24 protein-coding genes and 1 pseudogene are annotated in these 22638 nt (G+C 59.7%); 11 read left to right on the top strand and 14 right to left on the bottom strand.

Annotated features, from left to right (window positions below; translation table 11 throughout):
• Window positions 1-3: 3 nt before the first annotated feature.
• The 4 genes from BKP54_RS19740 (at window position 4) to BKP54_RS19725 (ending at window position 4488) form a co-directional block, all read left to right on the top strand.
• Entirely contained in the window at window positions 4-1281 is a 1278-nt protein-coding gene (locus BKP54_RS19740; RefSeq protein ID WP_084814741.1) for an L-fuconate dehydratase, read from the top strand.
• Window positions 1282-1528: 247 nt separating this feature from the next.
• A complete protein-coding gene (locus BKP54_RS19735; RefSeq protein WP_025428748.1) occupies window positions 1529-2506 on the top strand; it encodes a C4-dicarboxylate TRAP transporter substrate-binding protein in 978 nt (325 codons plus the stop codon).
• Window positions 2507-2665: 159 nt separating this feature from the next.
• Window positions 2666-3178, top strand: a complete 513-nt coding sequence (locus BKP54_RS19730; RefSeq protein ID WP_025428749.1) for a TRAP transporter small permease — start codon at window positions 2666-2668, stop codon at window positions 3176-3178.
• Window positions 3175-4488 carry a TRAP transporter large permease gene (locus tag BKP54_RS19725; protein WP_025428750.1) on the top strand — a complete coding sequence of 438 codons (1314 nt, stop codon included), beginning with the start codon at window positions 3175-3177 and terminating at the stop codon, window positions 4486-4488. Before BKP54_RS19730 ends, BKP54_RS19725 begins: the two co-directional genes overlap by 4 nt.
• Before the next feature lie 47 nt (window positions 4489-4535).
• On the opposite strand, the gene BKP54_RS19720 is transcribed toward BKP54_RS19725, so the two are convergent.
• Entirely contained in the window at window positions 4536-5831 is a 1296-nt protein-coding gene (locus BKP54_RS19720) for an MFS transporter (protein ID WP_025428751.1), read from the bottom strand.
• A 38-nt stretch (window positions 5832-5869) separates the two neighbouring features.
• A complete protein-coding gene (locus BKP54_RS19715; RefSeq protein WP_025428752.1) occupies window positions 5870-6265 on the bottom strand; it encodes a MarR family winged helix-turn-helix transcriptional regulator in 396 nt (131 codons plus the stop codon).
• A 239-nt stretch (window positions 6266-6504) separates the two neighbouring features.
• Between BKP54_RS19715 and BKP54_RS19710 the strand changes: the two genes are divergently transcribed.
• Window positions 6505-6741: a DUF6500 family protein gene (locus BKP54_RS19710; RefSeq protein WP_057208094.1), complete on the top strand. Its 237-nt coding sequence runs from the start codon at window positions 6505-6507 to the stop codon at window positions 6739-6741.
• A 127-nt stretch (window positions 6742-6868) separates the two neighbouring features.
• Here BKP54_RS19710 and BKP54_RS19705 read toward each other — a convergent pair whose 3' ends face one another.
• From BKP54_RS19705 to BKP54_RS19675, 7 genes are all read right to left on the bottom strand, one after another.
• The gene (locus tag BKP54_RS19705) at window positions 6869-7855 is read right to left on the bottom strand and encodes a TerC family protein (RefSeq protein ID WP_084814740.1); all 987 of its coding nucleotides are present in this window, start codon (window positions 7853-7855) and stop codon (window positions 6869-6871) included.
• Between the two features lie 325 nt (window positions 7856-8180).
• Window positions 8181-9074, bottom strand: coding sequence for an SDR family NAD(P)-dependent oxidoreductase (locus BKP54_RS19700; protein WP_057208021.1), 894 nt, complete (start codon window positions 9072-9074; stop codon window positions 8181-8183).
• Window positions 9071-9856, bottom strand: a complete 786-nt coding sequence (locus tag BKP54_RS19695) for a hypothetical protein (protein ID WP_057208092.1) — start codon at window positions 9854-9856, stop codon at window positions 9071-9073. Before BKP54_RS19695 ends, BKP54_RS19700 begins: the two co-directional genes overlap by 4 nt.
• 10 nt (window positions 9857-9866) lie before the next feature.
• Window positions 9867-10454 (bottom strand): protein-S-isoprenylcysteine O-methyltransferase, encoded by a 588-nt coding sequence (locus BKP54_RS19690; protein ID WP_025428757.1) that lies wholly within the window; start codon window positions 10452-10454, stop codon window positions 9867-9869.
• Between the two features lie 72 nt (window positions 10455-10526).
• Complete coding sequence (locus BKP54_RS19685) at window positions 10527-11111, bottom strand: hypothetical protein (RefSeq protein ID WP_084814739.1); 585 nt, start codon at window positions 11109-11111, stop codon at window positions 10527-10529.
• 126 nt (window positions 11112-11237) lie between these two features.
• Window positions 11238-11372, bottom strand: coding sequence for a hypothetical protein (locus tag BKP54_RS19680; RefSeq protein WP_025428759.1), 135 nt, complete (start codon window positions 11370-11372; stop codon window positions 11238-11240).
• Between the two features lie 122 nt (window positions 11373-11494).
• Entirely contained in the window at window positions 11495-12085 is a 591-nt protein-coding gene (locus tag BKP54_RS19675; RefSeq protein WP_025428760.1) for a L,D-transpeptidase, read from the bottom strand.
• A 234-nt stretch (window positions 12086-12319) separates the two neighbouring features.
• Here BKP54_RS19675 and BKP54_RS19670 point away from each other — a divergent pair, with 234 nt between their 5' ends.
• Window positions 12320-13075 (top strand): glucose 1-dehydrogenase, encoded by a 756-nt coding sequence (locus BKP54_RS19670; RefSeq protein ID WP_084814738.1) that lies wholly within the window; start codon window positions 12320-12322, stop codon window positions 13073-13075.
• 175 nt (window positions 13076-13250) lie between these two features.
• Here the strand turns inward: BKP54_RS19670 and BKP54_RS19665 are convergent, their stop codons facing one another.
• Entirely contained in the window at window positions 13251-14423 is a 1173-nt protein-coding gene (locus BKP54_RS19665; protein WP_084814746.1) for an MFS transporter, read from the bottom strand.
• Between the two features lie 48 nt (window positions 14424-14471).
• Here BKP54_RS19665 and BKP54_RS19660 point away from each other — a divergent pair, with 48 nt between their 5' ends.
• Both BKP54_RS19660 and BKP54_RS19650 read left to right on the top strand, forming a co-directional pair.
• Window positions 14472-15044 carry an Lrp/AsnC family transcriptional regulator gene (locus tag BKP54_RS19660; RefSeq protein ID WP_057214751.1) on the top strand — a complete coding sequence of 191 codons (573 nt, stop codon included), beginning with the start codon at window positions 14472-14474 and terminating at the stop codon, window positions 15042-15044.
• Between the two features lie 336 nt (window positions 15045-15380).
• Window positions 15381-15800, top strand: a complete 420-nt coding sequence (locus tag BKP54_RS19650) for a DUF4168 domain-containing protein (protein WP_107027250.1) — start codon at window positions 15381-15383, stop codon at window positions 15798-15800.
• Between the two features lie 205 nt (window positions 15801-16005).
• On the opposite strand, the pseudogene BKP54_RS36600 reads toward BKP54_RS19650, so the two are convergent.
• Both BKP54_RS36600 and BKP54_RS19640 read right to left on the bottom strand, forming a co-directional pair.
• A pseudogene (locus BKP54_RS36600) lies at window positions 16006-16113 on the bottom strand (7-alpha-hydroxysteroid dehydrogenase); the annotation flags it as partial.
• A 122-nt stretch (window positions 16114-16235) separates the two neighbouring features.
• The gene (locus tag BKP54_RS19640; RefSeq protein WP_084814734.1) at window positions 16236-17189 is read right to left on the bottom strand and encodes a LysR family transcriptional regulator; all 954 of its coding nucleotides are present in this window, start codon (window positions 17187-17189) and stop codon (window positions 16236-16238) included.
• Between the two features lie 105 nt (window positions 17190-17294).
• Here BKP54_RS19640 and BKP54_RS19635 point away from each other — a divergent pair, with 105 nt between their 5' ends.
• The gene (locus tag BKP54_RS19635) at window positions 17295-18506 is read left to right on the top strand and encodes a cytochrome P450 (protein WP_158071709.1); all 1212 of its coding nucleotides are present in this window, start codon (window positions 17295-17297) and stop codon (window positions 18504-18506) included.
• Window positions 18507-18563: 57 nt separating this feature from the next.
• On the opposite strand, the gene BKP54_RS19630 is transcribed toward BKP54_RS19635, so the two are convergent.
• Together BKP54_RS19630 and BKP54_RS19625 are read right to left on the bottom strand one after the other, a co-directional pair.
• The gene (locus tag BKP54_RS19630; RefSeq protein ID WP_025428767.1) at window positions 18564-19343 is read right to left on the bottom strand and encodes an FkbM family methyltransferase; all 780 of its coding nucleotides are present in this window, start codon (window positions 19341-19343) and stop codon (window positions 18564-18566) included.
• A gap of 180 nt (window positions 19344-19523) precedes the next feature.
• Window positions 19524-19814 carry a BON domain-containing protein gene (locus BKP54_RS19625; protein ID WP_057208004.1) on the bottom strand — a complete coding sequence of 97 codons (291 nt, stop codon included), beginning with the start codon at window positions 19812-19814 and terminating at the stop codon, window positions 19524-19526.
• Window positions 19815-20086: 272 nt separating this feature from the next.
• Between BKP54_RS19625 and BKP54_RS19620 the strand changes: the two genes are divergently transcribed.
• A complete protein-coding gene (locus tag BKP54_RS19620) occupies window positions 20087-20587 on the top strand; it encodes an invasion associated locus B family protein (RefSeq protein WP_084814732.1) in 501 nt (166 codons plus the stop codon).
• Between the two features lie 814 nt (window positions 20588-21401).
• On the top strand, window positions 21402-22634 hold the full coding sequence (gene proV / locus BKP54_RS19600; RefSeq protein WP_084814729.1) for a glycine betaine/L-proline ABC transporter ATP-binding protein ProV: 1233 nt from the start codon (window positions 21402-21404) through the stop codon (window positions 22632-22634).
• Window positions 22635-22638 lie beyond the last annotated feature (4 nt).

Below are 22638 nucleotides of genomic sequence, written 5' to 3'. Positions count from 1 at the left end.
AACATGACCCGCATCACCGATCTGCGCGTCTTCGATCTGCGCTTTCCCACATCGCAGAGCCTCGACGGTTCCGATGCCATGAACCCGGACCCTGACTATTCCGCGGCCTATGTCATCCTCGACACCGATAGCCCCGGATTGGCGGGCCATGGCCTGACGTTCACGATCGGGCGGGGCAACGACATCTGCTGCATGGCGATCAAAGCCATGCAGCATCTCGTCGTCGGCAGCGATACGGCGGAGATACTCGCCAATCCAGGCCGCTTTTGGCGACATCTGACCAGCGACAGCCAGCTGCGCTGGATCGGCCCGGAGAAGGGGGCCATTCATCTGGCCACCGGTGCCATCGTCAACGCGATCTGGGATCTGCTCGCCAAGGAAGCCAGCAAGCCCGTCTGGCAACTCGTCGCCGACATGTCGCCGGAAGAGATCGCCGACATTGTCGACTACCGCTATATGACCGATGTGCTGACCCGCGACGAAGCCGTGGCGATCCTGAAGCGTGCCGAAGCCGGCAAGGCGGAGCGTATCGCGACGCTGAAGAGCGAAGGTTACGCCTGCTATACGACGTCTGCCGGTTGGCTCGGCTATGACGACGACAAGCTTCGCCGGCTGGCGCAGGAGGCAATCGACCAGGGCTTCAATCACGTCAAGATGAAGGTCGGGCGTGATCTCGCCGACGACATCAGGCGCCTGACCATTGCACGCGAAGTCATCGGCCCGGACCGCTACCTGATGATCGATGCTAACCAGGTCTGGGAGGTCGGTGAAGCGATCGACTGGGTCAAACAACTGGCCTTTGCCAAGCCGTTCTTCATTGAGGAACCGACAAGTCCCGATGATGTCGCCGGCCACCGTAAGATCCGTGAGGCGATCGGCCCGGTGAAAGTCGCAACCGGTGAGATGTGCCAGAACCGGATCATGTTCAAGCAGTTCATCGCCGAGGGCGCGATCGACGTGGTGCAGATCGATTCCTGCCGCATGGGCGGCCTGAACGAAGTGCTGGCGGTTCTGCTGGTGGCGGCGAAGTATGAGCTTCCAGTCTGGCCGCATGCCGGCGGGGTAGGGCTCTGCGAATACGTCCAGCATCTGTCGATGATCGACTACATCGCCGTGTCTGGGACCAAGGATGGCCGGGTGATCGAGTATGTCGACCATTTGCACGAGCACTTCCTCGAGCCGTGCATCATCCACAACGCCGCCTACATGCCGCCGGAACGTCCAGGCTTTTCGATCGAGATGAAGCCGCAGTCCATCAAGGATTACACGTTCAAGGGCTAGTAGCGCCGATTATCCCTGAGAGGGTATTCATATATAAGGTGTGAATTCAAACGTGTTGCTTGAAGCCGCTGCAGGATCTCTGCGGCGGCTTTTGCTTTTTCCGCCAACGGGACGCGGAATGGCGCTCTCACCTTCGAACAGCCGCGGCACCGAGACATTCCACTTGACGCTTGTGACTCATTCGTAAATAACTTATTCATTCGCTTATGAATGAATTCCGGAGGGGAGTCCGGAACAGGAGGATCCAATGAAGAAGTTCGTGCTCGCGGCTGCCATCGCCGCTCTGTCCTATTGCGGTAGCGCCAATGCGCAGGAATACAGCCTGCGTTTTTCGACCTCGCAGGTGAATCCCAACGAGCCGATCGTCAAGGCGATGAAGACCTTCTCCGAGCGCGTCGAGAAGCGTTCTGACGGCCGAATCGCGATTACCGTGATGACCGGCGACCAGCTCGGCGCGCAGAAGAAGGTCAATGAGATGGTGATGAGCGGCGCCAGCCTGCTCAGCGCCACCGACTACGGCCAGCTCGGTCAGTTCGTGCCCGATATGTCGATCCTGGCCGGCCCCTACGTCTATCCGAGTCTTGAGGCCACGGACCGCCTGTTTGCATCGGACCTCTACAAGGAACTGTCGGGCAAGCTCGAGGCGCAGGGCATCAAGATCATCATGCCCAACGGCCTCTTCGGCTACCGCCACATCATCTCCAACAAGCCCGTCCGTACCCCGGCCGATCTTGCCGGCGTGACGATCCGCGTGCCGTCCTCGCCGATCATGATGGCGACCTTTGGCAGCTACGGCGCACGCCCGACGGAACTTCCCTGGGGCGATGTCTACAACGCGCTGCAGACCGGCGTCGTCGATGCCGCTGAAGGGCCATTCGGTTCGATCGCCGGTGCGAAGCTGAACGAGACCCGCAAGGTCGTCTCCAAGACCGGCCACCAGATCATGTTCACCGCCTGGGTCGCATCGAGCCAGTTCTTCAACGGCCTGCCGGAAGATCTGCAGAAGATCCTTCTGGAGGAGGGGCAGACGATCGCCAAGGAACTGACTGAGATGACGCTCGAAACCGACGACGCCTATGCCAAACAGCTCGCCGACTCCGGTGTCGAGATCGTTACAGACGTCGACGTTCCAGCCTTCGTCGAGGCGTCGCGCATCGCCTATGACAAGGTGCCGAACATTACTCCCGGCATCTACGACCGCGTCCAGAAGGCGATGGCCGAGTAGGCGGACACGCTCGCTCCCGCCGCCAACCCGGCGTCGGCTCGACGGTCGACGCCGGGTTGGCAGATCAGCTCACAGGGAATGTGAGACTGGTACAGCCGACCGCAAATGGGTGGCGCTATCGGCCACCCATATCCTTCTCTTCACATGACCGAGGCCGCCATGGAAACCTCACACCTTCAGGAAGAGACAATTCCTCTTCTCAGTTTTCGCCGCGCCGACGAGGCGATTGGCGTTGTCGCGCTCATCGTCATCGTCTTTTCGATCCTCTGGGGTGTCGTCAGTCGCTATATTTTCCCGCAGCCGGCTGCATGGACCTACGAACTGGCGATCATGGCCTTTGCCTATCTCGTGTTTTTCGGCGCCGTTGCCGGTGTTCGGTTGGGGACGCATGCGGCGATCGATGTGCTGGTCACGGCCTTCCCCGCAGGCTGGCAGAAGGCGATTGCCTGGTTCAATTACCTGTTGCTCGCCGTCTTCTTCCTGGTGATGACGGTGCTGTTTGCCTGGCAGGCATGGACGTCGCGCCAGGTCCACACCATCGCGCTCGACCTGTCGCGCAGCCTCTCCTATGGCCCGCTCGCCCTGGCATCCGCCGGCATGTTCGTTCAGCACCTGATCGTCGAGAGACCGTGGACCGCGCGGGTGCATCGCAATGTGGAATCGCTGATATGACCTTCTTTCATCTTGCCGGCCCGTCGCTGCTGGTCGTCGTTCTCTTCCTTTTGTCCACCCCGATCACCTGGGCGATGGCGATCGGCGCGCTGGCGTTCTTCCTCATCAACATGGACATGATTCCACTTGCCAACTTCGCCCAGGAAATGGCCGAAGGTAGCCAGTCCGTGTCGCTGCTGGCGCTGCCGCTGTTCGTACTCGCCGGCTGCATCATGAACGCCTCGGGCATCACCCGCCGGCTGCTCAACCTCGCAGACGTCCTCGTCGGCCATATGACCGGGGCACTCGCCCAGATGTGCACGGTTCTCGGCACGCTGCTTGGCGGCTTGACTGCATCCGCCAACGCCGATGCGGCGATGCTTGCCAAGACGCTGGGCGTCGAAATGTCGGAGCGGGGATACAGCCGTGCCTTCGCTGCGGTTATCACCTCATCGGCCGCCATTATCACCAGCCTGATCCCGCCGTCGATCGGTCTTATCGTCTATGGCTTCCTTGCCGAAACCTCGATCGGCCGGCTGTTTGCGGCTGGCGTCGTGCCCGGCCTTGTGCTTGCCGGCGGCCTGATGATCACCACCTACTTCATTGCCAAGAAGCGTGGCTACAAGCCGCTGCGCAAGGAGCGGGCGAGCCGTGCCGAAGCGATGAAGGCGCTGGTCGACGGTCTCTGGGCGCTGTCGATCCCGATCGTCATCTTCGCCGGAACTCGCTATGGGCTGTTCACCACCACGGAGGCTGGTGCAGTCGTCGTCGTCTACGTGCTGTTCGTGGCGGTCTTCGGTTACCGTGAGTTCACCATCCGCCAGATCCCGGAAGTGCTTGCCGAGTCGGTGCGCGATTCGGCCGTGGTCATGATCATGATCTGCGCGGCCGCGGCCTTCGGTTTCTATCTCGCCTGGGAACAGGTGCCTCAAGCGATGTCCGGCTGGCTGGGTGCAGCAACCGACAACCCGCTGTTGATGCTGTTGCTGATCAACGTGCTTCTGATCGTCATCGGTACGGCGATCGAGGGGTCGGCAGCGCTGATCATCCTCACGCCGATGCTGATCCCGATCATCGACGGCGTCGGTATCGATCGCGTGCATTTCGGCGTCGTCTTCATCACCAACCTGACCATTGCCGGCATTACGCCGCCGGTCGGTGGTCTGATGTACATCTCGTCGATGGTGCTGAAGGTTCCGATGATGGCCTATGCACGCGAAGTGCTGCCCTATCTCGCGATGATGATGGTGCTGTTGCTGATGCTCAGCATGTTCCCGCAGCTTTCGCTCTGGCTGCCGAACCTCGTTTACGGGACCACGGCAGTTCAATAGTCGATTGCCGGCCGCAATGAAGAACTGCGGCGGCAACTGCTAGCATTTCACCCCGCCTGCGGCACCAGGTTTGCCGGTGCGCGCTGACCGATGGTCAGGACCAACAGTGCGGCGACGATGCACAGCAAGCCGGCGGCAATAAGCGCTGGCGTATAGGTCTCGAGCGACGTCCTGCTCGCGCCGGCGAGGAATGCAGCGCTCGCCGCGCCGAGCTGGTGTCCGGTAAACACCCAGCCGAAGACCAGCGCCGCCCGCTCTGCACCAAAGCGTTCCGCCGAAAGCTTCACGGTCGGCGGGACGGTCGCGACCCAGTCGAGGCCATAGAAGATGGCGAAGATCGACAGCGTGTAGATGTTGAAGCCGCTGAAGGGAAGGAACAACAGCGACAGGCCGCGAAGGCCGTAGAACCAGAAGAGCAGCCAACGATTGTCATAGCGGTCGGAGAGCCAGCCGGAAAAGACCGTACCGACGAGGTCGAATACGCCGATCAGCGCCAGGAAACCGGCCGCACCGACGGCAGCGATGCCGACATCGCCGCAGATCGACACCCAATGCATCTGGATCAGGCCATTGGTACTGAAGCCACAGACGAAGAAGGTCGCAAACAGCACCCAGAACGTGTTTGAACGGGACGCTTCCTGCAGCGCCTTCAATGGCGAAAGCAACAGGGTGCGCAGATTATGCTTCTGTGCTGGAGCCGGCACGATCGCCCGGCCGCCATAGGGCGCCAAGCCGACGTCAGCAGGCCGGTCCTGCATGAACAGGAGCACGAGGAGGAAGGCAAAGGACAGGACCGCGATGACGACGGTGAGGGCGGTGCGCCAGCCGATCGCCTCGGTGAGAGAGGCGAGGAGGGGCAGGAACACCAACTGCCCGGTGGCATTGCTGGCCGTCATCAGGCCGACAACGAGGCCGCGCCTTTTGTCGAACCAGCGCGTGGCGACGGTGGCGCCGAGCACTAGCGCGGTCATGCCCGTGCCGACGCCGAGAACGACACCCCAAAGCGCTACCATCTGCCACAACTGCGTCATGAAGAACGACGCAATGATGCCGGTAACGATGAGAACCAGCGCCGCGGAAACGACCTTCCTGACGCCGAAGTGGTTCATGAAGGCTGCCGCGAACGGCCCAAGCAGACCGAAGAGCACGAGGCGAATGGCGAGCGCAAACGATATCTCGGCAGTCGACCATCCGAACTCTGTTTCGAGTGGCTTGATCAGAACGCCCGCGGACCCCATTGCACCGGCCGTCGCCAGCATGACGAGGAATGTAACGGCCGCGACAGCCCAGCCATAATGGATGTCACGTTTGGCGAGATATCGCGCAAGCACCGGTCCGAACATCGGCCATTTCCTTCCATCGATCGATTGTGTTGATTTGACTAGAGAGCCTGCAGCAGGGCCGTCAGTTGGGCCGACGCTTCATCCCCGAGCTTGGCCTCGATTGCCGTCTGCACGCCGTCCCAGAGAGGAGCCCCGTCACGCAGGACTTGCCGCCCCTTCTCGGACAATTCGACAGCCGACTCCCTTTGATCCTGCCCGCTCACCATTACGACCAGCGCCATTTTTTCAAGGACCTTGACGTTCCGGCTGACCGTCGAACGGTCGAGTTCCGTGCGCTGGCCGAGATCCGTCAGAGAGATGGGCTCCGCCCGCTGGATGTTTCGCAGCAGACTGAACTGCGCGAGATTGACGCCAATAGGCGCAAGCGCGTCGTCATAGAGCGACGTCACTCGTCTCGAGGCTTTGCGCAGGAGGATGCAATAACAATAGGACATATTGCGTGTATATACACGCAATATTCTGGCGTCAAGCCCTGCGTGCGATGGCACATCCAAGGGTGCGGCAACGGCCGGTCAATCAGACAATCACCCGATGAATCGTGACCGCCCTGTCAAGGATTGCGCAGCCCGACCGGCTGCGGCTAAGACCTCGTCTTGAAAAGAGCCCTTTGAGCGGGCAGGGCGAAGCCGACCCCTTCACCAGAGACAATCAGCAAACGCATTGGAGCCGGATCATGAGAACCGCCTTGCAACGGAAGATATTGGAAGTTTGCGATCGGAAGATCGCTGAAAAGGGACCCGGGGTGGGCCTCTCGTTCTATGCCTTCTTTGCCAACAAAAACGAAGACCCAGAGCTTTTGATGGAGGCGGCCGAATGGTGGATCAGGACCCATCGGCTCGACCATTTCGAGAAAGCCGTGAAGATCCGCGCGATGGTCGCCGCTTTGGGCGAGCAGACGCCGATCCGATAAACGCGAACCGCGGGCGTTCTTTCGAGCACCCGCGGCTTAGCTGATTGTCACTGAAATGGATTGGCTGCCCTCTTGGGCAGCCTCCGGGCGTATCGCCTCGTCTTGACGGAGGTCGCTTTGCCGAGACTTACTCGGCCGGTATCGCCTCCCCGCGCGTCTTGACCAGGCTCCAGATCACGCCGCTTGCGATGATCGCAAAGGTGATGCCAAGCGACAGCGCCGCCGGGAATTTCTCCAGGCCCAGCAGATCGGCAACGAAGATCTTCGAACCGATGAAGATCAGAACCACGGCCAGAGCCGGCTTCAGATAGCGGAAGCGGTGGATCATCGCTGCCAGTGCGAAGTAGAGCGCCCGCAGGCCGAGAATGGCGAAGATGTTGGACGTATAGACCAGGAACGGATCGGTGGTGATGGCGAAGATCGCCGGTACCGAATCGACGGCGAAGATAACGTCAGCCACCTCGATAAGCACGAGGGCCATGAACAGCGGCGTGATGAACCAGATCAGCTTGCCGCTCTTCGGATCTGCCCGCTTGACGAAGAAATGTTCGCCGTGATGGGTCTCCGTTACATTGAAACGGTTCCGCATGAAGCGCACCAACGCGTTGTTGGAGATGTCGGGCTCGGCTTCTTTCATGAACAGCATCTTCAAGCCGGTAACGACGAGGAAGGCAGCGAAGATGTAGAGTAGCCACGAGAATTCAGCGACAAGCGTCGCACCGACGCCGATCATGATGGCGCGCAGGACGATGACGCCGAGGATGCCCCAAAAAAGCACCCGATGCTGGTAGAGACGCGGGACGGCAAAGAATGAGAAAATGAGGGCGATGACGAACACGTTGTCGAGCGCGAGCGTCTTTTCGACGACGAAGCCGGTCATGTAGGCAAGGCCGGCGTCGGCGCCCAGATACCACCAGACCCAGCCGCCGAAAGCGAGGCCAAGCGAGATGTAGAGCGCTGAGAGCTTGATGCTCTCGCCGACCTCGATTTCCTTGTTATCGTTGTGCAGCACGCCAAGGTCGAAGGACAGGATAGCGATGACCAGCGTGATGAAGCTGAGCCACATCCAGATTGGCGTACCCAGCCAATCGATAAACAAAAGGGAAGTATCCACGGAATAGAGCTCCGCCGGCGCAGATGTCGGATAAGGTCCGACATCGCAAGAGCGCCGGAAGTCTCGCCAGAGGGGCCCGGACCAGCGGGTTGTCCGGCAGATGGGAGGGCGCTGGCTGGCCTTCAAGTGTCTGACACTGCTTTTTTGGTACACGCGTCGACGGGATCCTCCGACATCACCAGTCACTCCGCCATCATCGACCACATCCAATTTTTGAGGCGTTTGACGCAGGTGCCATGGAGCGCATTCGCAAACGGCACCCCTCACATTGGTTGCGGTATCCGGAGGCGATCCGAAGGCGCATTTTTCGACGGTGTCAAACCGATCAGCGGTTTAGAGGGGTGTTTTGCCGCAAGGCATCCCGACGCGAACGGGCGCCACAGCAATCCTTGAATTTTATGCCGGAGCCGCAAGGGCAGGGATCATTGCTGCGACGTTGCAATCGGCCGATCAATGGCAACATGACTGCGGATGGCAGCCACGCTGCGGCAAACGCCGCAAGTTTGGCGGATATTCCCGGCACGACGAGACGCCGCCCCGACTTGAACCCGCGCCAAGCGCGCTCGGCGACATAGTCGGCATCAAGCTTCGGCAGGACCTTGAAAAGCGGCACGCGATCGGCGCCGGATCGCTGCAGGAATTCGGTCGATACCGGACCGGGAGCAACGCATGTCACCGTGACGCCGGTACGGCGTAATTCCTGGTGAAGGGCCTCGGAAAAGGAGCGCACGTAGCTCTTGCTTGCGTAGTAAAGCGCCATGTTAGGGCCGGGCATGAAGCCGGCAATGGAGCCGAGGTTGAGGACGCCGCCGCGACCGCGCGCCACCATCCCCGGCAGGAAATGAAGAGACAAGTCGGTAAGCGCGCGGATGTTGAGGTCGATGATCCCCAACTGATCTTGGACGGGGAGTGTTGTTGCCGCCCCCCGCAAACCGTAGCCGGCGCTGTTGACGAGGACGTCGCAGCAAAGGTTGTTTGCCGTGAGGAAATCCTCCAGGCGCGCCGCCGTATCGGCCGAAAACAGGTCGAGGTCCAGCACGAATGCTTCGCCGCCGGCCTCTCCAATCTCGCTCGCCACTGCGACCAGATCTTTGTGGGATCTCGCGACAAGTACGACGGGTGCTTTTTCTCGCGCGGCAACTTTGGCGATCGCCCGACCAATACCGCGCGAGGCTCCAATGACCACGACCGCCGGTCGCAATTCGGCCTGTACCATCATGTGGTCTTCCGCGACAGCAAGGGCGTGTGAACGGCTTCGTCTTGAGAAAGACCCAACACTTCCTGGGCAACATCACCGTTCAGGATCGCTTCGAAGCGTTCCAGCGCGCGCGCGACATTGGCACCATCCATGACCCTGTGATCGTAGTGGATGCGTACGGTGACCGTGCCGTCCGCGGCGATGGGGCCGTAATTGAAGAGGGTGGTGAGGGGGGTCAGGGGATTGAGCGATTCCGCCCCGAGGCCCGAATAGACCGACAGTTGGAAGGTGCCGAAGTAGTGGGCGCGCCGCGAGCCGAGATTGAGCGCCAGCCACATGAGCAGCCAACGGAATGGGCCCGGCATGCGGGCAATCTTCAGCGCGCGCCGAAACTCCTTTATCTCCGCCACCGGGCGCGACCGCGCCGCATCGATCAGGGCGGCCAGTTCAGGGATCGGGAGGCGCTCCGGAGACTTGATCTTGCTGAGCAGGACCACCCGCTCGCCGTCATGCTCGCGTTCATGCGCAATGGACGCTACGCTTTCCGGGTATTCATAAAGCTGAGGTCGGGGGAGCTTGACGTATGCACGCCGGAACTCCGGCGTCTCCCGACAAAGAAGCGCGTATCCCTTCAAGAACAGCGCGGTCCAAGACGGCCTGCTGGTCTGGGCGATTCTCGCCCTTTGCAGCGGGTCGAGGTTCATTTGCCGCTGAACGGTAACGCGCGGCACCCCGATCGAAAACCGCATCAGGTCACAGACAAGGCGCCGTGGCACCGAAAGCTTGATGGCTCGGCCTCGCATCATGTCACCTTTAATAGAGATACGGGACGATTCGCTTGGTCCGCTGCATGTAGTCACGGTACTGCGGCCCGAAAATCTCCAGCATCATACGCTCTTCCTTGTCCACCCTTAGAAAAAAAAGCACCGCGAACCCGAGCAAGCCCGCCAGCCCTGCCACCCAATTGGAAAGCAGAAAGGCCTGACCGAGACCCATCAGCATGAAGGACGTATACATCGGGTGGCGAACAAAGGCGTACGGTCCGCCGGAGATCAGCTCGTGCTTGTCACGAATCTCCAACGTGATCGACCAGTTCCGACCGAGCTCCTTATGTGTCCGGCGAAAAACCCACAGGGCAAAGAAAAAAATGACTGCGCCTAGCACGATGGCCCACGGACGGGCCGAATAGTCGGCGGCCCCCGGCATTCCAGTGGCAACGTAGAAAGCTGGGATGATCGCCAGGCCAAGGAGGCCGGACGCAAGCCCGAACATGTCAACCGGCGAGCGGCGGGTGCTGACGACCTGCACGCGCTTTGCCCGGCGTTCGAACGGCACACGAATAAAGTACCAGGCGATGATGCCGACTACCCACACGATTTTGCCCAGAGCGGCGATCGATATGATCACTTCAAGTCACCGAAGCCTTTCTGCGATATACGATCGATTGGGCGCGAAACGCCGGACCGATCGCCTTTAGCCCGCGTTCATCTGCCGGAGTTTTGTAACGAACTGCTGCGGCCTTAGCCAGATGCTGGGCGTCTGATATCCCATGGAACGTGCGATATCTGCGACGAAGGCATTGCAGTTGTAAACCGACGCCTGCCAGAATCGCGATTTGGCTTTAAGTTTCCTGATATCGGCAACGGTCTTGTTGTACTCCGCTTCGGTCAGCATCACGCGCCAGCTTGCTGACCTGTATGCCTCCTCAAGATCACCGTCGCTGGCACCAGTTTCGGCCGGTACGGGCAAAAAGTGACCGAGGACATAGGGAGTTGCGCTGGTACTGGCCGGTGCAAGACCCGCGACTTCGGGATCAATCATCGCACCAGCCTGATCCGTGCGCCCGAAAATCACATAGGTATGGCCGTAGCTTAGGGCGTATCGGGATCTGAATTCGATAAAGTAACCGGCTTCCCGGGCTACGCCTGCGCTCACGGCAGGTGCGCCACTGGTACTCGAGACAAAACGCGGTTCGGGTTTTTTATCAGTTGATTCGCAGGCAGCCGTCGCAAACGCGAGCATTGCCACGAGTGTTAGTCGGCCAATCATATGCGGCATCACTGTGGAATATCTCCTGAACTCCGATGAGCACAGCCCGGCAGACATTGCAGCCTTACGGCCGGCCCGACCGGTTGGGATGACGTGGGGAGGGCACTTGCCCTCCCCACCCATCAGAAGTTCAAGTTATTTATAGACCGGTGCCGGTTCGGCGGACTCGACCGGCGGCGGGGCTTTACCCTTGCCTTTGCCGATAGTATCGCAGCCACTCAGGCCGACGACGGAAAGCAAGGTAACGATCATGATTAGATTTCTGCTCATCAAGAAGTCCTCTCCTCTATGCGGAATGGGAATCAAAGGCAACGCTTATATTAATAGGGCGTTCTTCGCTCTCGCCTAGTGCAAAAAGAACACAATTTGCGTCGGCGAGCATAAAAGCTTGATCAGATGACCAGAACCTTGGCCCCAACGGGAGTTCGGTTGTACAGATCGACGATATCCTCATTGGTCAAGCGGACGCATCCGCTCGATACTGCCTGGCCTATCGTCCAGGGCTCGTTTGTTCCATGCAGCCGGAACATGGTATCCTGCCCGCCGCGATAGAGATAAAGAGCGGCTGCGCCAAGTGGATTATGGTTCCCACCGCTGACGCCTCCGGCATATTGCCGTAAATGCGGCTTGCGCTCCATCATGCTTTCGGTCGGCGTCCAGGACGGCCATTCGGCCTTGCGCCCGATTGACGCCGGGCCCTTGAGCGTGCGTCCATCTTCGCCGACAGCAACGCCGTAGCGGATGGCCCGACCACCGCCTTCAACCAGATATAGGTAGCGTTCCGTGGTGTCGACGACGATCGTCCCAGGGGGCTCACCTCCGTCATAAGCCACATCTCGACGCCGATAGCGGGAAGACGGGCCACCTCCGAAGGCAGAAAAGATGGGCTCGCCCAATCGTTGTGCCGTTGATGTGCATCCAGATGCCGTTAAAGCCAAACTGCCGAGCAGGATCGCCCGCCGGGTAACGCGGTTACTGTTCATATCCACCTACGAGTAATCGGTGAGCACTGTTTCGTCTTTAACACTCAAGCGTTCGTTGGCCAAGTCGCTATTCTTCGCTTTTCCGAGGAGAAAACTAGTAGTGCAGGAAGAGTAAAGGCCATTGCACTTCGCGTTTCGCAGGTGCAGGCTAACAAAGCACGCCACAATTGATGAACCTGCTTGCAGCTTGCGTCCGCCTCTGGTCGATTGGGCTCTTGAATAAGGATACACAGAATGGAGCTTGGCTTCGCCGGTAAAGTCGCGCTTGTAACCGGCGCAGGGTCTGGGATAGGTGCCGCGGTCGCCCGTCAGCTTGGCGCAGAGGGGGCGAAAGTCGTCGTAGCGGATATCAATGCCGATGCGGCGCGTGCGGTCGCCAACGAGATCTGTTCCTCTGGCGGGACGGCCTTCCCCGTGGAGGTCGATGTCGCCAAAGCCGGCGACGTGGCGAAGCTGGTCGAAACCGTTGTCCAGACACACGGGGGGCTGCATCTGGCGGTCAACAATGCCGGAGTCGACGGCATTCGAAGGGCGACGGCTGATTACCCGGTAGACGAGTGGGAAAGGTTGATCAGCGTCAATCTCAACGGCGTGTTCTATTGCATGAAGTACGAGATCGCCGCCATGGCGGCGCAGGGTGGTGGATCTATCGTCAACATGTCGTCGATTCTGGGCTCCGTCGGCCTGCCGACCGCATCGGCATACACCGCAGCCAAGCATGGGGTTGTCGGCCTGACGAAGGTCGCCGCGATCGAGTATGCAAAAAGGGGCGTACGAATCAATGCGGTCGGGCCGGGCATGATCGAAACGCCACTGCTATCCGAGCAGTCCGAGTTGACAAGCAACCGACGCTTGGAGGCGCTTCAGCCCATGGGTCGACGCGGCACGCCGGACGAAGTTGCAGCTCTTGTGTGTTTTCTCCTGTCCGAACAAGCGAGCTTCATCTCCGGTAGCTACCATCTGGTGGATGGCGCCTACACCGCGCATTAGACCAGGCGCCTCGGCAACCCATCCCGCCTATACGCTGATCGGCGTTCCAACTGGTCGAACGACGAGGGCCGCTAAAGCGCGTTGCGATCTCTCGGATTCGCTTGCTGCGCTCTAAGCTCTTGTTTTTGCGCATGTCGTAATCGCAAAACCGCTGTGCACTTTTGCGCGACATGCTCTAGCGCGGTGCAAGAGCCGCGCAAAGCGCTGCCGCAAGCATCAGACCGCCGGCGGCAACAGGGAGAGCAAAGAAGCTCGCCGCAGAATAGAGGTTGCCAAAGGCAAGTGTGCCGGCAAACAGGGCAAGATAGGTGACGCCACTGTTTAGTCCCATGATGGCGCCGCGCCGGGTGGGGCTGAGCGCCGTCAGCCGCATGATGAGCACATTGAGTCCGAGATGGTTGGCAAGTCCCCAGAAGAAGACGACCGCCAGCATGGCTTTGTAGGAACCGCTGGCTGCTGCCATCGCAACGTAGACTGCGGCGACAACGAGAAAAATGAGCGGCAGTAATTTCCCGGCACCGAGGCGATCGATCAGACGGTCGAGGAAGGCAGCACTTCCAAAACCGACTCCATAGAAGGCCGCAATGAAACCGTTGGCGCTGAGGGGCAGTTCCAAGGCGGCATGGAGATGATCGCCGATATAGGCATAGACGCCATAGAAGGCGGCCATGAAAGCGGCGCAGGCGGAAAGAAGTGGCACGGCCCCACGAACGCCGAGCGCCGTCAACGGCGACGAAGCCGCCGCTTGAGGCGCGTCCCGGACGACAGCCATCCGCACCGCAGCACATACGATAAGGGCGGCCGCGGCGACGACAAGGAAGGTCACGCGCCAGCCGGCGAAATCGGCAATAGCCGCCGACAACGGTACACCTGCGACCATGCTCAGCGTCCAGCCCGTCAACACCAGGCCGATGGTCTCGCTCTCGCGTCCCGCCGGCGCGACAATGGCTGCCAGCGTGTAGATGGCCGGCAGCGCGATGCCGGCGGCAATCCCGACCAGCAGTTGTGCTGTCACAAGGAAGGGGAGCGCCGGTGCGGCCGCGCTGGCGCCAAGCCCGATCGCAAGCAGAAGCAATGCGATCACAAGCATTCGGCTCGGGCCGTAGCGATCAATGAAACGTCCAAGGAAGATGGCGCTCGCCGCCGTACCGAGACCAAAAACCGCCGATGCCGTCATGACGGCCGGAGCGCCCACGTCAAGACTGCGTGCAACTTCTGGCGCAATCGGCCCCAGCGCCAGCGAGTTCGACCCGATGACGCCGATGCAGGTCGTTAACACGAAGGCAAACGGAGGGATGCGGGAGCGCTCGACTGATTTAGTGGAAATATGTTGATCTGCATTCGTCATGGAGCGATGATTGCAGAATGTCATTCTGCCACAAGAGGAAACATCAGAATGGACCAAAATACAGAAGAGGTTCGGCGCAAGCGTCATCCCGAACGTGATCTGGATGCGATGGACCGAAAGCTATTAGGCGCCTTGGTCGAGGACGCGACCATGAGCTACGCCGAACTCGGGGACCGTGTCGGACTATCACCACCGGCCGCGCACGAGCGCGTAAAGCGCCTGAGGCGCTCTGGCGCAATTCGTCGCGTGGCGGCGCTCATCGATCCCGAGGCCGTTGGCAAGACCCTGCTTGCCTTCGTTCATGTCGACACCACCGGCTGGGGCAAGACCCCAGCATTGCTTGCTATTGAAGAACATCCCGAAGTGGAGGAGGTGCATTCGGTGGCGGGGGACACCTGCATGCTCCTTAAGGTGCGCACGGAGAGCACGCATGCGCTGGAAGGACTGCTGGCGCGCCTGTATGACACGCCTGGCGTCAAGGCGACCCGGAGCTATGTCGTTCTTTCGACCTATCTGGAGCGGCCGGTGCAGCCGGGCGTGACGAGCGAATGGCCGGCACTTGCCAAGAACGTCGAGTTTGGTACCGCTGCGTTCAACGACCATCGCGGACGCGGCAGATGACGCTATTCGACCTTGGCGTCCGCAAACGGTGCGCTTTGGACATTCGATATCCGTAGCGTACCGGCTCGCCAACAAAGGCGGCGGCCGACGATCGCATTGCAGTTAAGAGCCAGCCGCGCAGCAAGATTTCCGCAGGGCGACAGGGCCGCGGTGGCGTTTTCGGCGCTCGGTGAAAGCCACAAAGCTGCCGTTCAATGGTCAGCAAATTGCCCTGTCGCTGCCCCACCTGGCCCTTTCGAGGGTTTCATTGTCCAGACCACGCCCCGCATTCATCCGGTTTGGGGGCGAATGAGCAAGGCGCTGTATTGCTGCCTGGCACGTTATAGAGGAATGGACATGATCAATCGTTACGCACTCATTGCATCGCTGACCGCCACACTTGTCAGTTTCACGGCCTTCAGTCCGGCGTCTGCCTTGGAAATGGCCCAGGCACAAGAGACGCAGCCGACCCAGGGCCAGGCCGGCAAGGGCACGGATGCCATCAGCGATCAGAAGATCCAGGCATTTGCAGTCGCTTACCTTCAGGTCGACAAGGTCCGGCAGGCGTATTCCGCGAAGATAGAAGCAACAACGGACGCAGCGGCAAAGGAGAAGCTGCAGACTGAAGCCAGCAAGCAGATGGTGGAGGCTGTGGAATCCTCGTCCGCTATTTCGGTGGAGGAATACTCTTCTATCCTGACAGCCGCCCAAAACGACCCGGCTCTGGCCAAGAAGGTTCAGGAAAAAATTCAAACCACGCCCCCAGCCCAACAGTAAGCTGAGCGCGCCGGGCGTAAGATCGCGTGAGATTGCCGCTGCTGCGAACCGTCGAAATTCGGTCTTGCTGCCTATGGGCAAAAGATGTCAGTGCCCGCCGGTCGGCGGGGACTGCCGTCCGCCGATCCGGCAAGCGGCGATTGGCAAGGAACAGGTCGCCATGGCTCCAAGGCCACGGCAGCTCGATGTGATTGACCGCACGGAGGTCGTTACCCGCCATCGATGCGATAGCGAGTATGGCGCCACCACCGGCCTTTTCCATCTCCGGCGTTGCGATCTGCGCGAGCCGGAATAGCGAAACCACATTGAATGCATCAGGAAGTGGCCGCCCGCTGCGAAGGTGTCTTGTGCTGTCACCAGCTTTTTCCGCAATGCTAAGCTGGACCGTCTACAGCCTCACGTGCTTGTATAGGACCTGCCCAACCGGATTGTGTCTTACGAAGACTCAAGTCTCCCGCCCTGTGGTTGCAGGTCAGCGTTGCCCGTGAAACTGGGAGATGTTCGCAGAAGTTCCAGCAGGCGAAGCGTGGCGGGGCTGAGATAACCGCCACGACGCGTGACCGTGTAAATTGGGTTTGCGACGATCAGGTCTGCAACCCCGACCGTGGCGAGTGAACCTCCGCGCCTTTCCTCATCGATCGCGCTTTCCGGCAGTAACGCAATGCCGAGGCCGGCCTCGACCAGGCGTTTCATCGCATTGAGGCTGTCTATGGCCGACCAGCGGATTTCGGCGACGCCGCGCGCCTGAAACTGGGCAAAGATGTTGTCGGCGAACGTTTCGCGCTGATCGTAAGAATTGCGGAAAGCGAACCAGGTCTCATGGCGCAGCTCAGTCAGAGATTTGATTTCCTTGCCAGCCAGGGGATGGTCGGCGTGACAGATGACGGCCATGGGTTCCGAGGCGACATGCTCGCAGATGAGATCCGGTGCGATGTCGAGGAGATAGCGCAGACCAATCGCAGCTTCACCCCGCCGAACCAGCTCGCTGACTTCGGCGCTGGTTGCGGTGCTGATCGCAAGTTCGATCCCGGGATGCTCGGCCGTGAAGTGTTTGAGAACCACGGTCAGGTTCGTGCCGGCGAGTGTGCCAACAGCGACGATCGCGACACGCCCCACGACGTTCGTTTGCATGGCTTTGATTGCACTCGAGGCATCGCCGAGCGCAGCAAGTACGCGCTCTGCATGTGGGAGCAGGGTGCGGCCCGCTTCGCTCAACACAATGCCACCGGCGGCACGCTCGAAAACCGGCACGCCCAGTTCCTCTTCGAGCAGGGCAATGCGCCGGCTGATGGCGGGCTGGGAGCGGCCGAGAATGTCAGCGGCGCGCGAGAACCCGTTGGCCTGGTGGATGGTCACGAATGTGAGCAGTGCTTCGCTGTCCATGGCCATGCATAAAGCTGATCAGTATCAGAAATACTATAACTTGGACAAATGCAAAGGCAAGGGACATTAAGGGACAAGGCGGCTCATTGGCCCGAACGCAGGAGTATTGCCATGAACACAATCATACTGTCCCCCGACGAACCCGCGCATGTTCGTGCTGCGCCATCTCATCGTGACCCTTCCGCCTATTATAGCCGTCTGGCACAAGAGCAGCCGTTCTTTCATGACGAGGCAAATGGCTGGTGGGTGGCTGCGAGCGCGGCAGCAGTCAAGGAGGTTCTGACCAGTAAGATCTGTCTCACGCGCCCCTTGAGCGAACCGATTCCCGAGGCCTTGCTGGGTGGCGCGGCCGGCCAGATATTCGGGCGCTTGGTGCGTCTGCGCGATGACGACGCCGGTGACAAGTTGAGGCTGGCGGTCGCAAGCGCCTTGCGTAGCGTCGATCTCGGGCAGGTCGCTGTCGTTGCGCATCGGCGTGCCATGGAACTCGACGGTGACGCACAAGAGATGTTCAGCGTGGATAGAACGATGACGTTCATGTTTGCGTTGCCGGTGCAGGTCGTCGCGCAACTGCTTGGCATCCCCAAGGCCAGCTTCGGCGATGTGATGGCGTGGCTCGGCGATTATGGCGCCGCCGCTGCGGCCGCGGCAACCGGGATCCCCGCATTGACAGCAGAACTGCTCGCACGGGGCGACCACGGCGCCCAGGCGCTGTTCGAGCTCGTCATGAAGATCAGGCGCGACAGTCAACAGTGCGGTCCGTTGCTTCACGCCCTGGCAAACGAGGCAAGGCGGGTCGGGTGCGATGATGAAACTGATGTCGTCGTCAACGCCATCGGCTACCTGGTTCAGGGCTATGTGGCGATGGCGTCTCTGATCGGATCGACGCTCCTGGCGCTGGCGCGCCAACCGGCGCTGCGCACGCAGGTCGTCGCGGATCCGACATTGCTGCGACCGCTTATTCAGGAGGTTTTGCGGTGTGATCCCGTCACCAACAGCACTTTTCGCTTCATGGCGCGTGACGCAGAGATCGCAGGTCATATGGTGCGGCAGGGCGAGATGATCATCGTATTGCTGGCGGCGGCAAACCGGGACCCGGCGTTAAACCCGGATCCGGATCGTTTCGATATCACACGGGCGGACAGAAAGTTTCTTGAGTTCGGTGCCGGCGTGCATGCCTGTCCCGCAGAGAAATTCGCACCGCTGATCGTCGAGGTCGCTGTCGCTCATCTGCTCCGCCGCGGCTTGCCGTTCGAGCAACTCGAATCCTCGCTCACATACGCTGCTTCGGGGCACGTTCGCACACCCTTGTTCAAACGCTGAGTACGGAGTGGCGGTACCAACGAGGGCCGCTACTCCTGGGATGCTGTGGATGTCAGCTTAAGCCGTGAGATCGCGGCGCGGCCCGACCGTCGAACTGATGCCGACCGGAGCGAAGCGCAATTCGATATCGGGGAGGCGTGAGGTGTTTGCCGGCAGTTCGGGGCGTGTCTCGCCTGGTGCTGCCGGGTCCAGCAGATCATTCCTCACAAGGCACATTTCGATAACCAATGGATCGCCCTGATCGTCCGTGCCGCCAAAATTGTTCGGGTGAAGGAAAACGATCGAGAAATTCGACATTCCCTCCACAAACCTGCGGATTCGATCTTCGTGTATGTCGATATCGTGGAGTTCGATGACGACGCTGGTAAAGCGGTCCGAATATTTCACGATATCGTCCAGTATCCGGTACTCGGATCCCTCAATATCGATCTTGAGGAAAATATTGTCTTCGGAGAACTCCTTGAGCAGCCCCTTGACGCTAACTTCCCCCGGTTGATCATAGCCGATTCTGATGGGCTGGTGCTCGACGCCTGGCCGGCTGAAGAACCATCGATAATCCAGATATCGCGCCAGTCTGCCCCAGCGAAGCCGCAGAACCTGCTCGACATAATACCGCAGCCAGAACTTCCAAGTGACGGAATGGTCGAAGCAGACGATGCCAACGCCTGCGAGCTGCCGAAACTCCTTCTCGAACTGCCAATCGTCGTTCAGTCCCATGCTGATCAAGCGCTTTGAGGCAAGCACGGCGCGCTTCGGAACGACATAACCGCCGTCGCGTGCGGATCCCAGCCGGATCAGGCCACCGGATTCAATCGGCTTCCATGGTGCAGGCAGCATGACAGCTCTCCCTTTTCAACCCAGGAGTGCTAACATCACCGGCTTTCGATCGCGTTAATTCCAGGCGTTTGACGGCCATGTATGGCCGCACCCTTGCTGCGGAATGAACCTGCCGGGTGTCGTGATCAGCGCTAATCGTCGGGCGCAAAGATGCCGTGACCGATCCCGACGGTCACGTTTTCAAAGGTAACGGTCAATGTGCCACGCAAGCCGGTTTCTGATGGGTGAACCGGTAACTTCAGCAGCTATCTTCTGGGCTGCATCGCGCATCCGGACGGATGACACCACCCCATCCAGGTAGATGACACCGTGTTCGTGCGTTACCGAAATGTCGACGTCCGTCAACACGTCAGAGTAGGCGATGGCAGTCCTGACCGCCACGACCCCAGCAATGTCAATGGGTTGCAAAGAGAATTGTGAAGCGAACGTTAGGCCGAACATGGGCGCCCGTTCCAAACTTTGATCAAACATCTGTTCATCTCCCGTTCATGTTCGCGACTAACCGACCACATGTCGACCCCTCAAGTGAACACAATCCGGTCACGATATTTTTATCGAGGTCGCACGTTCAGTCAGGCGAGGCACAAGCAGTGCATTGCGCGGGACTTGCGCCTGGTCGGCGGCAATGGGCATTTTTTCGGGTGCTTTTCGTTAACACTTTGACAACGATTGCGACCGCGAATGGCGCATCTTGTGTGCGGTCGAAACGCACTGCCTGATCCCTCCATGCCAAAGGAAACAAGATGAAATCCAGAGTTATTGCTGCTTGCGCTATCGTCCTTACCACGTACGCTTCAGCGCAGGCGCAACCCGTAAAGCTCAACTCCTTCGGCGCCTGGGGCGTGTATTCCTACGAAAATGAAGGGCGCGACACCTGCTACATTCTCTCGATCCCAACGACGATGAAACCTGATCACGTCGACCACGGCGACAACTTCTTCCTTGTCGCGCCGTCGCCGCGGCCGGCCACCGGATATGTGCCACAAGCCATCATGGGCTATGATCTCGAGGCCGGTTCCACCCTGACTGCCGCGGTGGGCGACAAGGCTTTCACGCTGGCACCGCAGGGCAGGGCCGCATGGACGCGACGCGAGGCCCGTGATGCCGAGCTCGTAGCCGCCATGAAGGCGGGCGCCACAATGACGCTGAATGCGCGCTCACGCCGCGGCACGGAAACGACCTATTCGTTTTCACTGAAAGGCATGACGGCAGCCCTCAAAGGTGCTGCCCGCTGCACACGATGAGTCCAGCGCCAGATGGCCTCGCTGATCATCTGGCTTTATGTCACGCCCGGTTTGCCGCTCGAGGGTTGTGGAAGAGTCCGGCAACTGGCGAATGATTCGCGACGCGGACGGCGCTATCGGCTGGATGTCGGCAGCGCTGCTCTCCGGTCAACGGATGGCCCACCGTCGGAAACTGGCTGGATTCGAACGCAGCACTGAGAAGCGCGCCTGCAGCGACAGCCACGGAGCGCGCCAGCTTGCAAGGCGGCGTGCTGCTCAGGCTTGATCGTTGTGATGGAACCTGGTGCGAAGTGATGGTCAGGCGACACGGTCTCATTGGATATGTCAGGCGGGTGGATTATGGTGCGTCTACCGCAATGAGGTTGTCGGCTAGCCGTCAGCGGTTCCTTCTCGATGTCGCATATCACTCCGGAAAACCCTTTCAACCGGCGTCAAACCGAGCACGCGCATGCGCGCTTTTGCAGGGTGTTCGGGCGTCCACGGGACCTCGTTGAGTTTCTCAGGCGCACCCAGATTGCCAAAAAAATAGAATTTTCAATGGACATCCGGAACTCTGTGTCGTAATAAAGGCAATCCTTTGCGCCTCGGCCATCATTCGCCATTGTAGAAACGACAGTTTCTCCGCGCTCATCAACGCAGCATGTATTATTATAATAATGCTCATCTGACGATTGCCGAGGATTAACTTCACCATATTCCGCGCGATGGAATTGGTGCCTAAAGAAATCGTTTCCTTGAGCGGTATTTGCTTGAGGAATGCTGAAGATCACAAACAAGGAGAGTGCGTCAGCTATTGAGCAGGCGGCAATTTTTTATGGCTTTTACGATGGAACATGAGAACGGCACGTCCGAGAGTTCGACCAAGATAAGATTGAAGGACGTCTACAAGATTTTCGGGGAATACCCGGAAGATGCTCTGGAGCTCATTCGCTCCGCCAAGAGCAAGGCAGACATTCACCGAGCAACCGGTTGCTCCATTGGCGTCAACGACGCCAGCTTCGATATCAAGGCAGGCGAGATCTTCGTGATCATGGGCCTGTCCGGTTCCGGCAAATCCACGCTTCTGCGCCTGCTCAATCGGCTCATCGAGCCGACATCCGGTTCCATCGAGATCGACGGCCAAGACATCACGAAGATGTCGCGCAAGGCGCTGATCGAGCTCCGTCGCCGAGACATCAGCATGGTGTTCCAGTCCTTCGCGCTTCTCCCAAACCGCAATGTTCTAAACAACGCCGCCTTCGGGCTGGAAGTGGCAGGCGTCGGCGAAGCCGAGCGCAAGGCGAAGGCCATGGTGGCGCTGAAAGCCGTCGGGCTTGACGGTTATAGCGAAAGCCGCACTGACGAACTCTCCGGCGGCATGAAGCAGCGCGTCGGCCTTGCCCGGGCATTGGCAAGCGAACCGTCGATCCTGCTTATGGACGAAGCGTTTTCGGCGCTTGATCCGCTCATCCGCACGGAAATGCAGGACGAACTGGTTCGGCTGCAGTCCGAACACAGCCGAACGATCGTCTTCGTCAGCCATGATCTCGACGAGGCGATGCGCATCGGTGACCGTATCTGCATCATGCAGAACGGAAACGTCGTCCAGGTCGGCACACCTGACGAAATCGTCGGCAATCCCGCCAACGACTATGTTCGGTCGTTCTTCCGCAATGTCGACGTCTCGCAGGTTTTCAAGGCCGGCGACGTCGCGCGAAAGACCCAGATCACCATCATAGAGCGTCAGGGTGTTTCCGCCGCTGCCGCGCTGGAGCAGATGAAGAGCCGCGACAGGGAGTTCGCGATCATCGTCGGCCGCGACATGAAATACCATGGCATGGTCAGCCAGGCGTCATTGATGGAGAAGATCCGCTCCAAGGCGGAAGATCCATATCGCAAGGCTTTCCTTGCCGACGCAGCGCCGATCCTTGCCAGCGAACAGCTCTCGAGTGTCCTTGGGCAAGTGGCTGCAAGCGCATGGCCGGTTCCTGTTGTCGACGACCAAGACCGTTACATCGGCGCCATCAGCAAGTCGGCGCTGCTTGAGACGCTCGACCGCGCCAACTGAACCT

This window comes from Ensifer sp. 1H6, assembly GCF_001976035.1.
Classification (GTDB): domain Bacteria; phylum Pseudomonadota; class Alphaproteobacteria; order Rhizobiales; family Rhizobiaceae; genus Ensifer; species Ensifer canadensis.
This window is presented reverse-complemented; position numbering and strand designations above follow the sequence as displayed.

Bases quoted from the DNA above. Each gene is read 5' to 3' on its own strand.
- BKP54_RS19740 (WP_084814741.1), top strand. From the start codon at position 4: ATGACCCGCATCACCGATCTGCGCGTCTTCGATCTGCGCTTTCCCACA.
- BKP54_RS19735 (WP_025428748.1), top strand. From the start codon at position 1,529: ATGAAGAAGTTCGTGCTCGCGGCTGCCATCGCCGCTCTGTCCTATTGC.
- BKP54_RS19730 (WP_025428749.1), top strand. From the start codon at position 2,666: ATGGAAACCTCACACCTTCAGGAAGAGACAATTCCTCTTCTCAGTTTT.
- BKP54_RS19725 (WP_025428750.1), top strand. From the start codon at position 3,175: ATGACCTTCTTTCATCTTGCCGGCCCGTCGCTGCTGGTCGTCGTTCTC.
- BKP54_RS19720 (WP_025428751.1), bottom strand. From the start codon at position 5,831: ATGTTCGGACCGGTGCTTGCGCGATATCTCGCCAAACGTGACATCCAT.
- BKP54_RS19715 (WP_025428752.1), bottom strand. From the start codon at position 6,265: ATGTCCTATTGTTATTGCATCCTCCTGCGCAAAGCCTCGAGACGAGTG.
- BKP54_RS19710 (WP_057208094.1), top strand. From the start codon at position 6,505: ATGAGAACCGCCTTGCAACGGAAGATATTGGAAGTTTGCGATCGGAAG.
- BKP54_RS19700 (WP_057208021.1), bottom strand. From the start codon at position 9,074: ATGATGGTACAGGCCGAATTGCGACCGGCGGTCGTGGTCATTGGAGCC.
- BKP54_RS19695 (WP_057208092.1), bottom strand. From the start codon at position 9,856: ATGCGAGGCCGAGCCATCAAGCTTTCGGTGCCACGGCGCCTTGTCTGT.
- BKP54_RS19685 (WP_084814739.1), bottom strand. From the start codon at position 11,111: ATGCCGCATATGATTGGCCGACTAACACTCGTGGCAATGCTCGCGTTT.
- BKP54_RS19680 (WP_025428759.1), bottom strand. From the start codon at position 11,372: ATGAGCAGAAATCTAATCATGATCGTTACCTTGCTTTCCGTCGTCGGC.
- BKP54_RS19675 (WP_025428760.1), bottom strand. From the start codon at position 12,085: ATGAACAGTAACCGCGTTACCCGGCGGGCGATCCTGCTCGGCAGTTTG.
- BKP54_RS19670 (WP_084814738.1), top strand. From the start codon at position 12,320: ATGGAGCTTGGCTTCGCCGGTAAAGTCGCGCTTGTAACCGGCGCAGGG.
- BKP54_RS19665 (WP_084814746.1), bottom strand. From the start codon at position 14,423: ATGACGAATGCAGATCAACATATTTCCACTAAATCAGTCGAGCGCTCC.
- BKP54_RS19660 (WP_057214751.1), top strand. From the start codon at position 14,472: ATGGACCAAAATACAGAAGAGGTTCGGCGCAAGCGTCATCCCGAACGT.
- BKP54_RS19650 (WP_107027250.1), top strand. From the start codon at position 15,381: ATGATCAATCGTTACGCACTCATTGCATCGCTGACCGCCACACTTGTC.
- BKP54_RS19640 (WP_084814734.1), bottom strand. From the start codon at position 17,189: ATGGCCATGGACAGCGAAGCACTGCTCACATTCGTGACCATCCACCAG.
- BKP54_RS19635 (WP_158071709.1), top strand. From the start codon at position 17,295: ATGAACACAATCATACTGTCCCCCGACGAACCCGCGCATGTTCGTGCT.
- BKP54_RS19630 (WP_025428767.1), bottom strand. From the start codon at position 19,343: ATGCTGCCTGCACCATGGAAGCCGATTGAATCCGGTGGCCTGATCCGG.
- BKP54_RS19625 (WP_057208004.1), bottom strand. From the start codon at position 19,814: ATGTTTGATCAAAGTTTGGAACGGGCGCCCATGTTCGGCCTAACGTTC.
- BKP54_RS19620 (WP_084814732.1), top strand. From the start codon at position 20,087: ATGAAATCCAGAGTTATTGCTGCTTGCGCTATCGTCCTTACCACGTAC.
- proV (WP_084814729.1), top strand. From the start codon at position 21,402: ATGGCTTTTACGATGGAACATGAGAACGGCACGTCCGAGAGTTCGACC.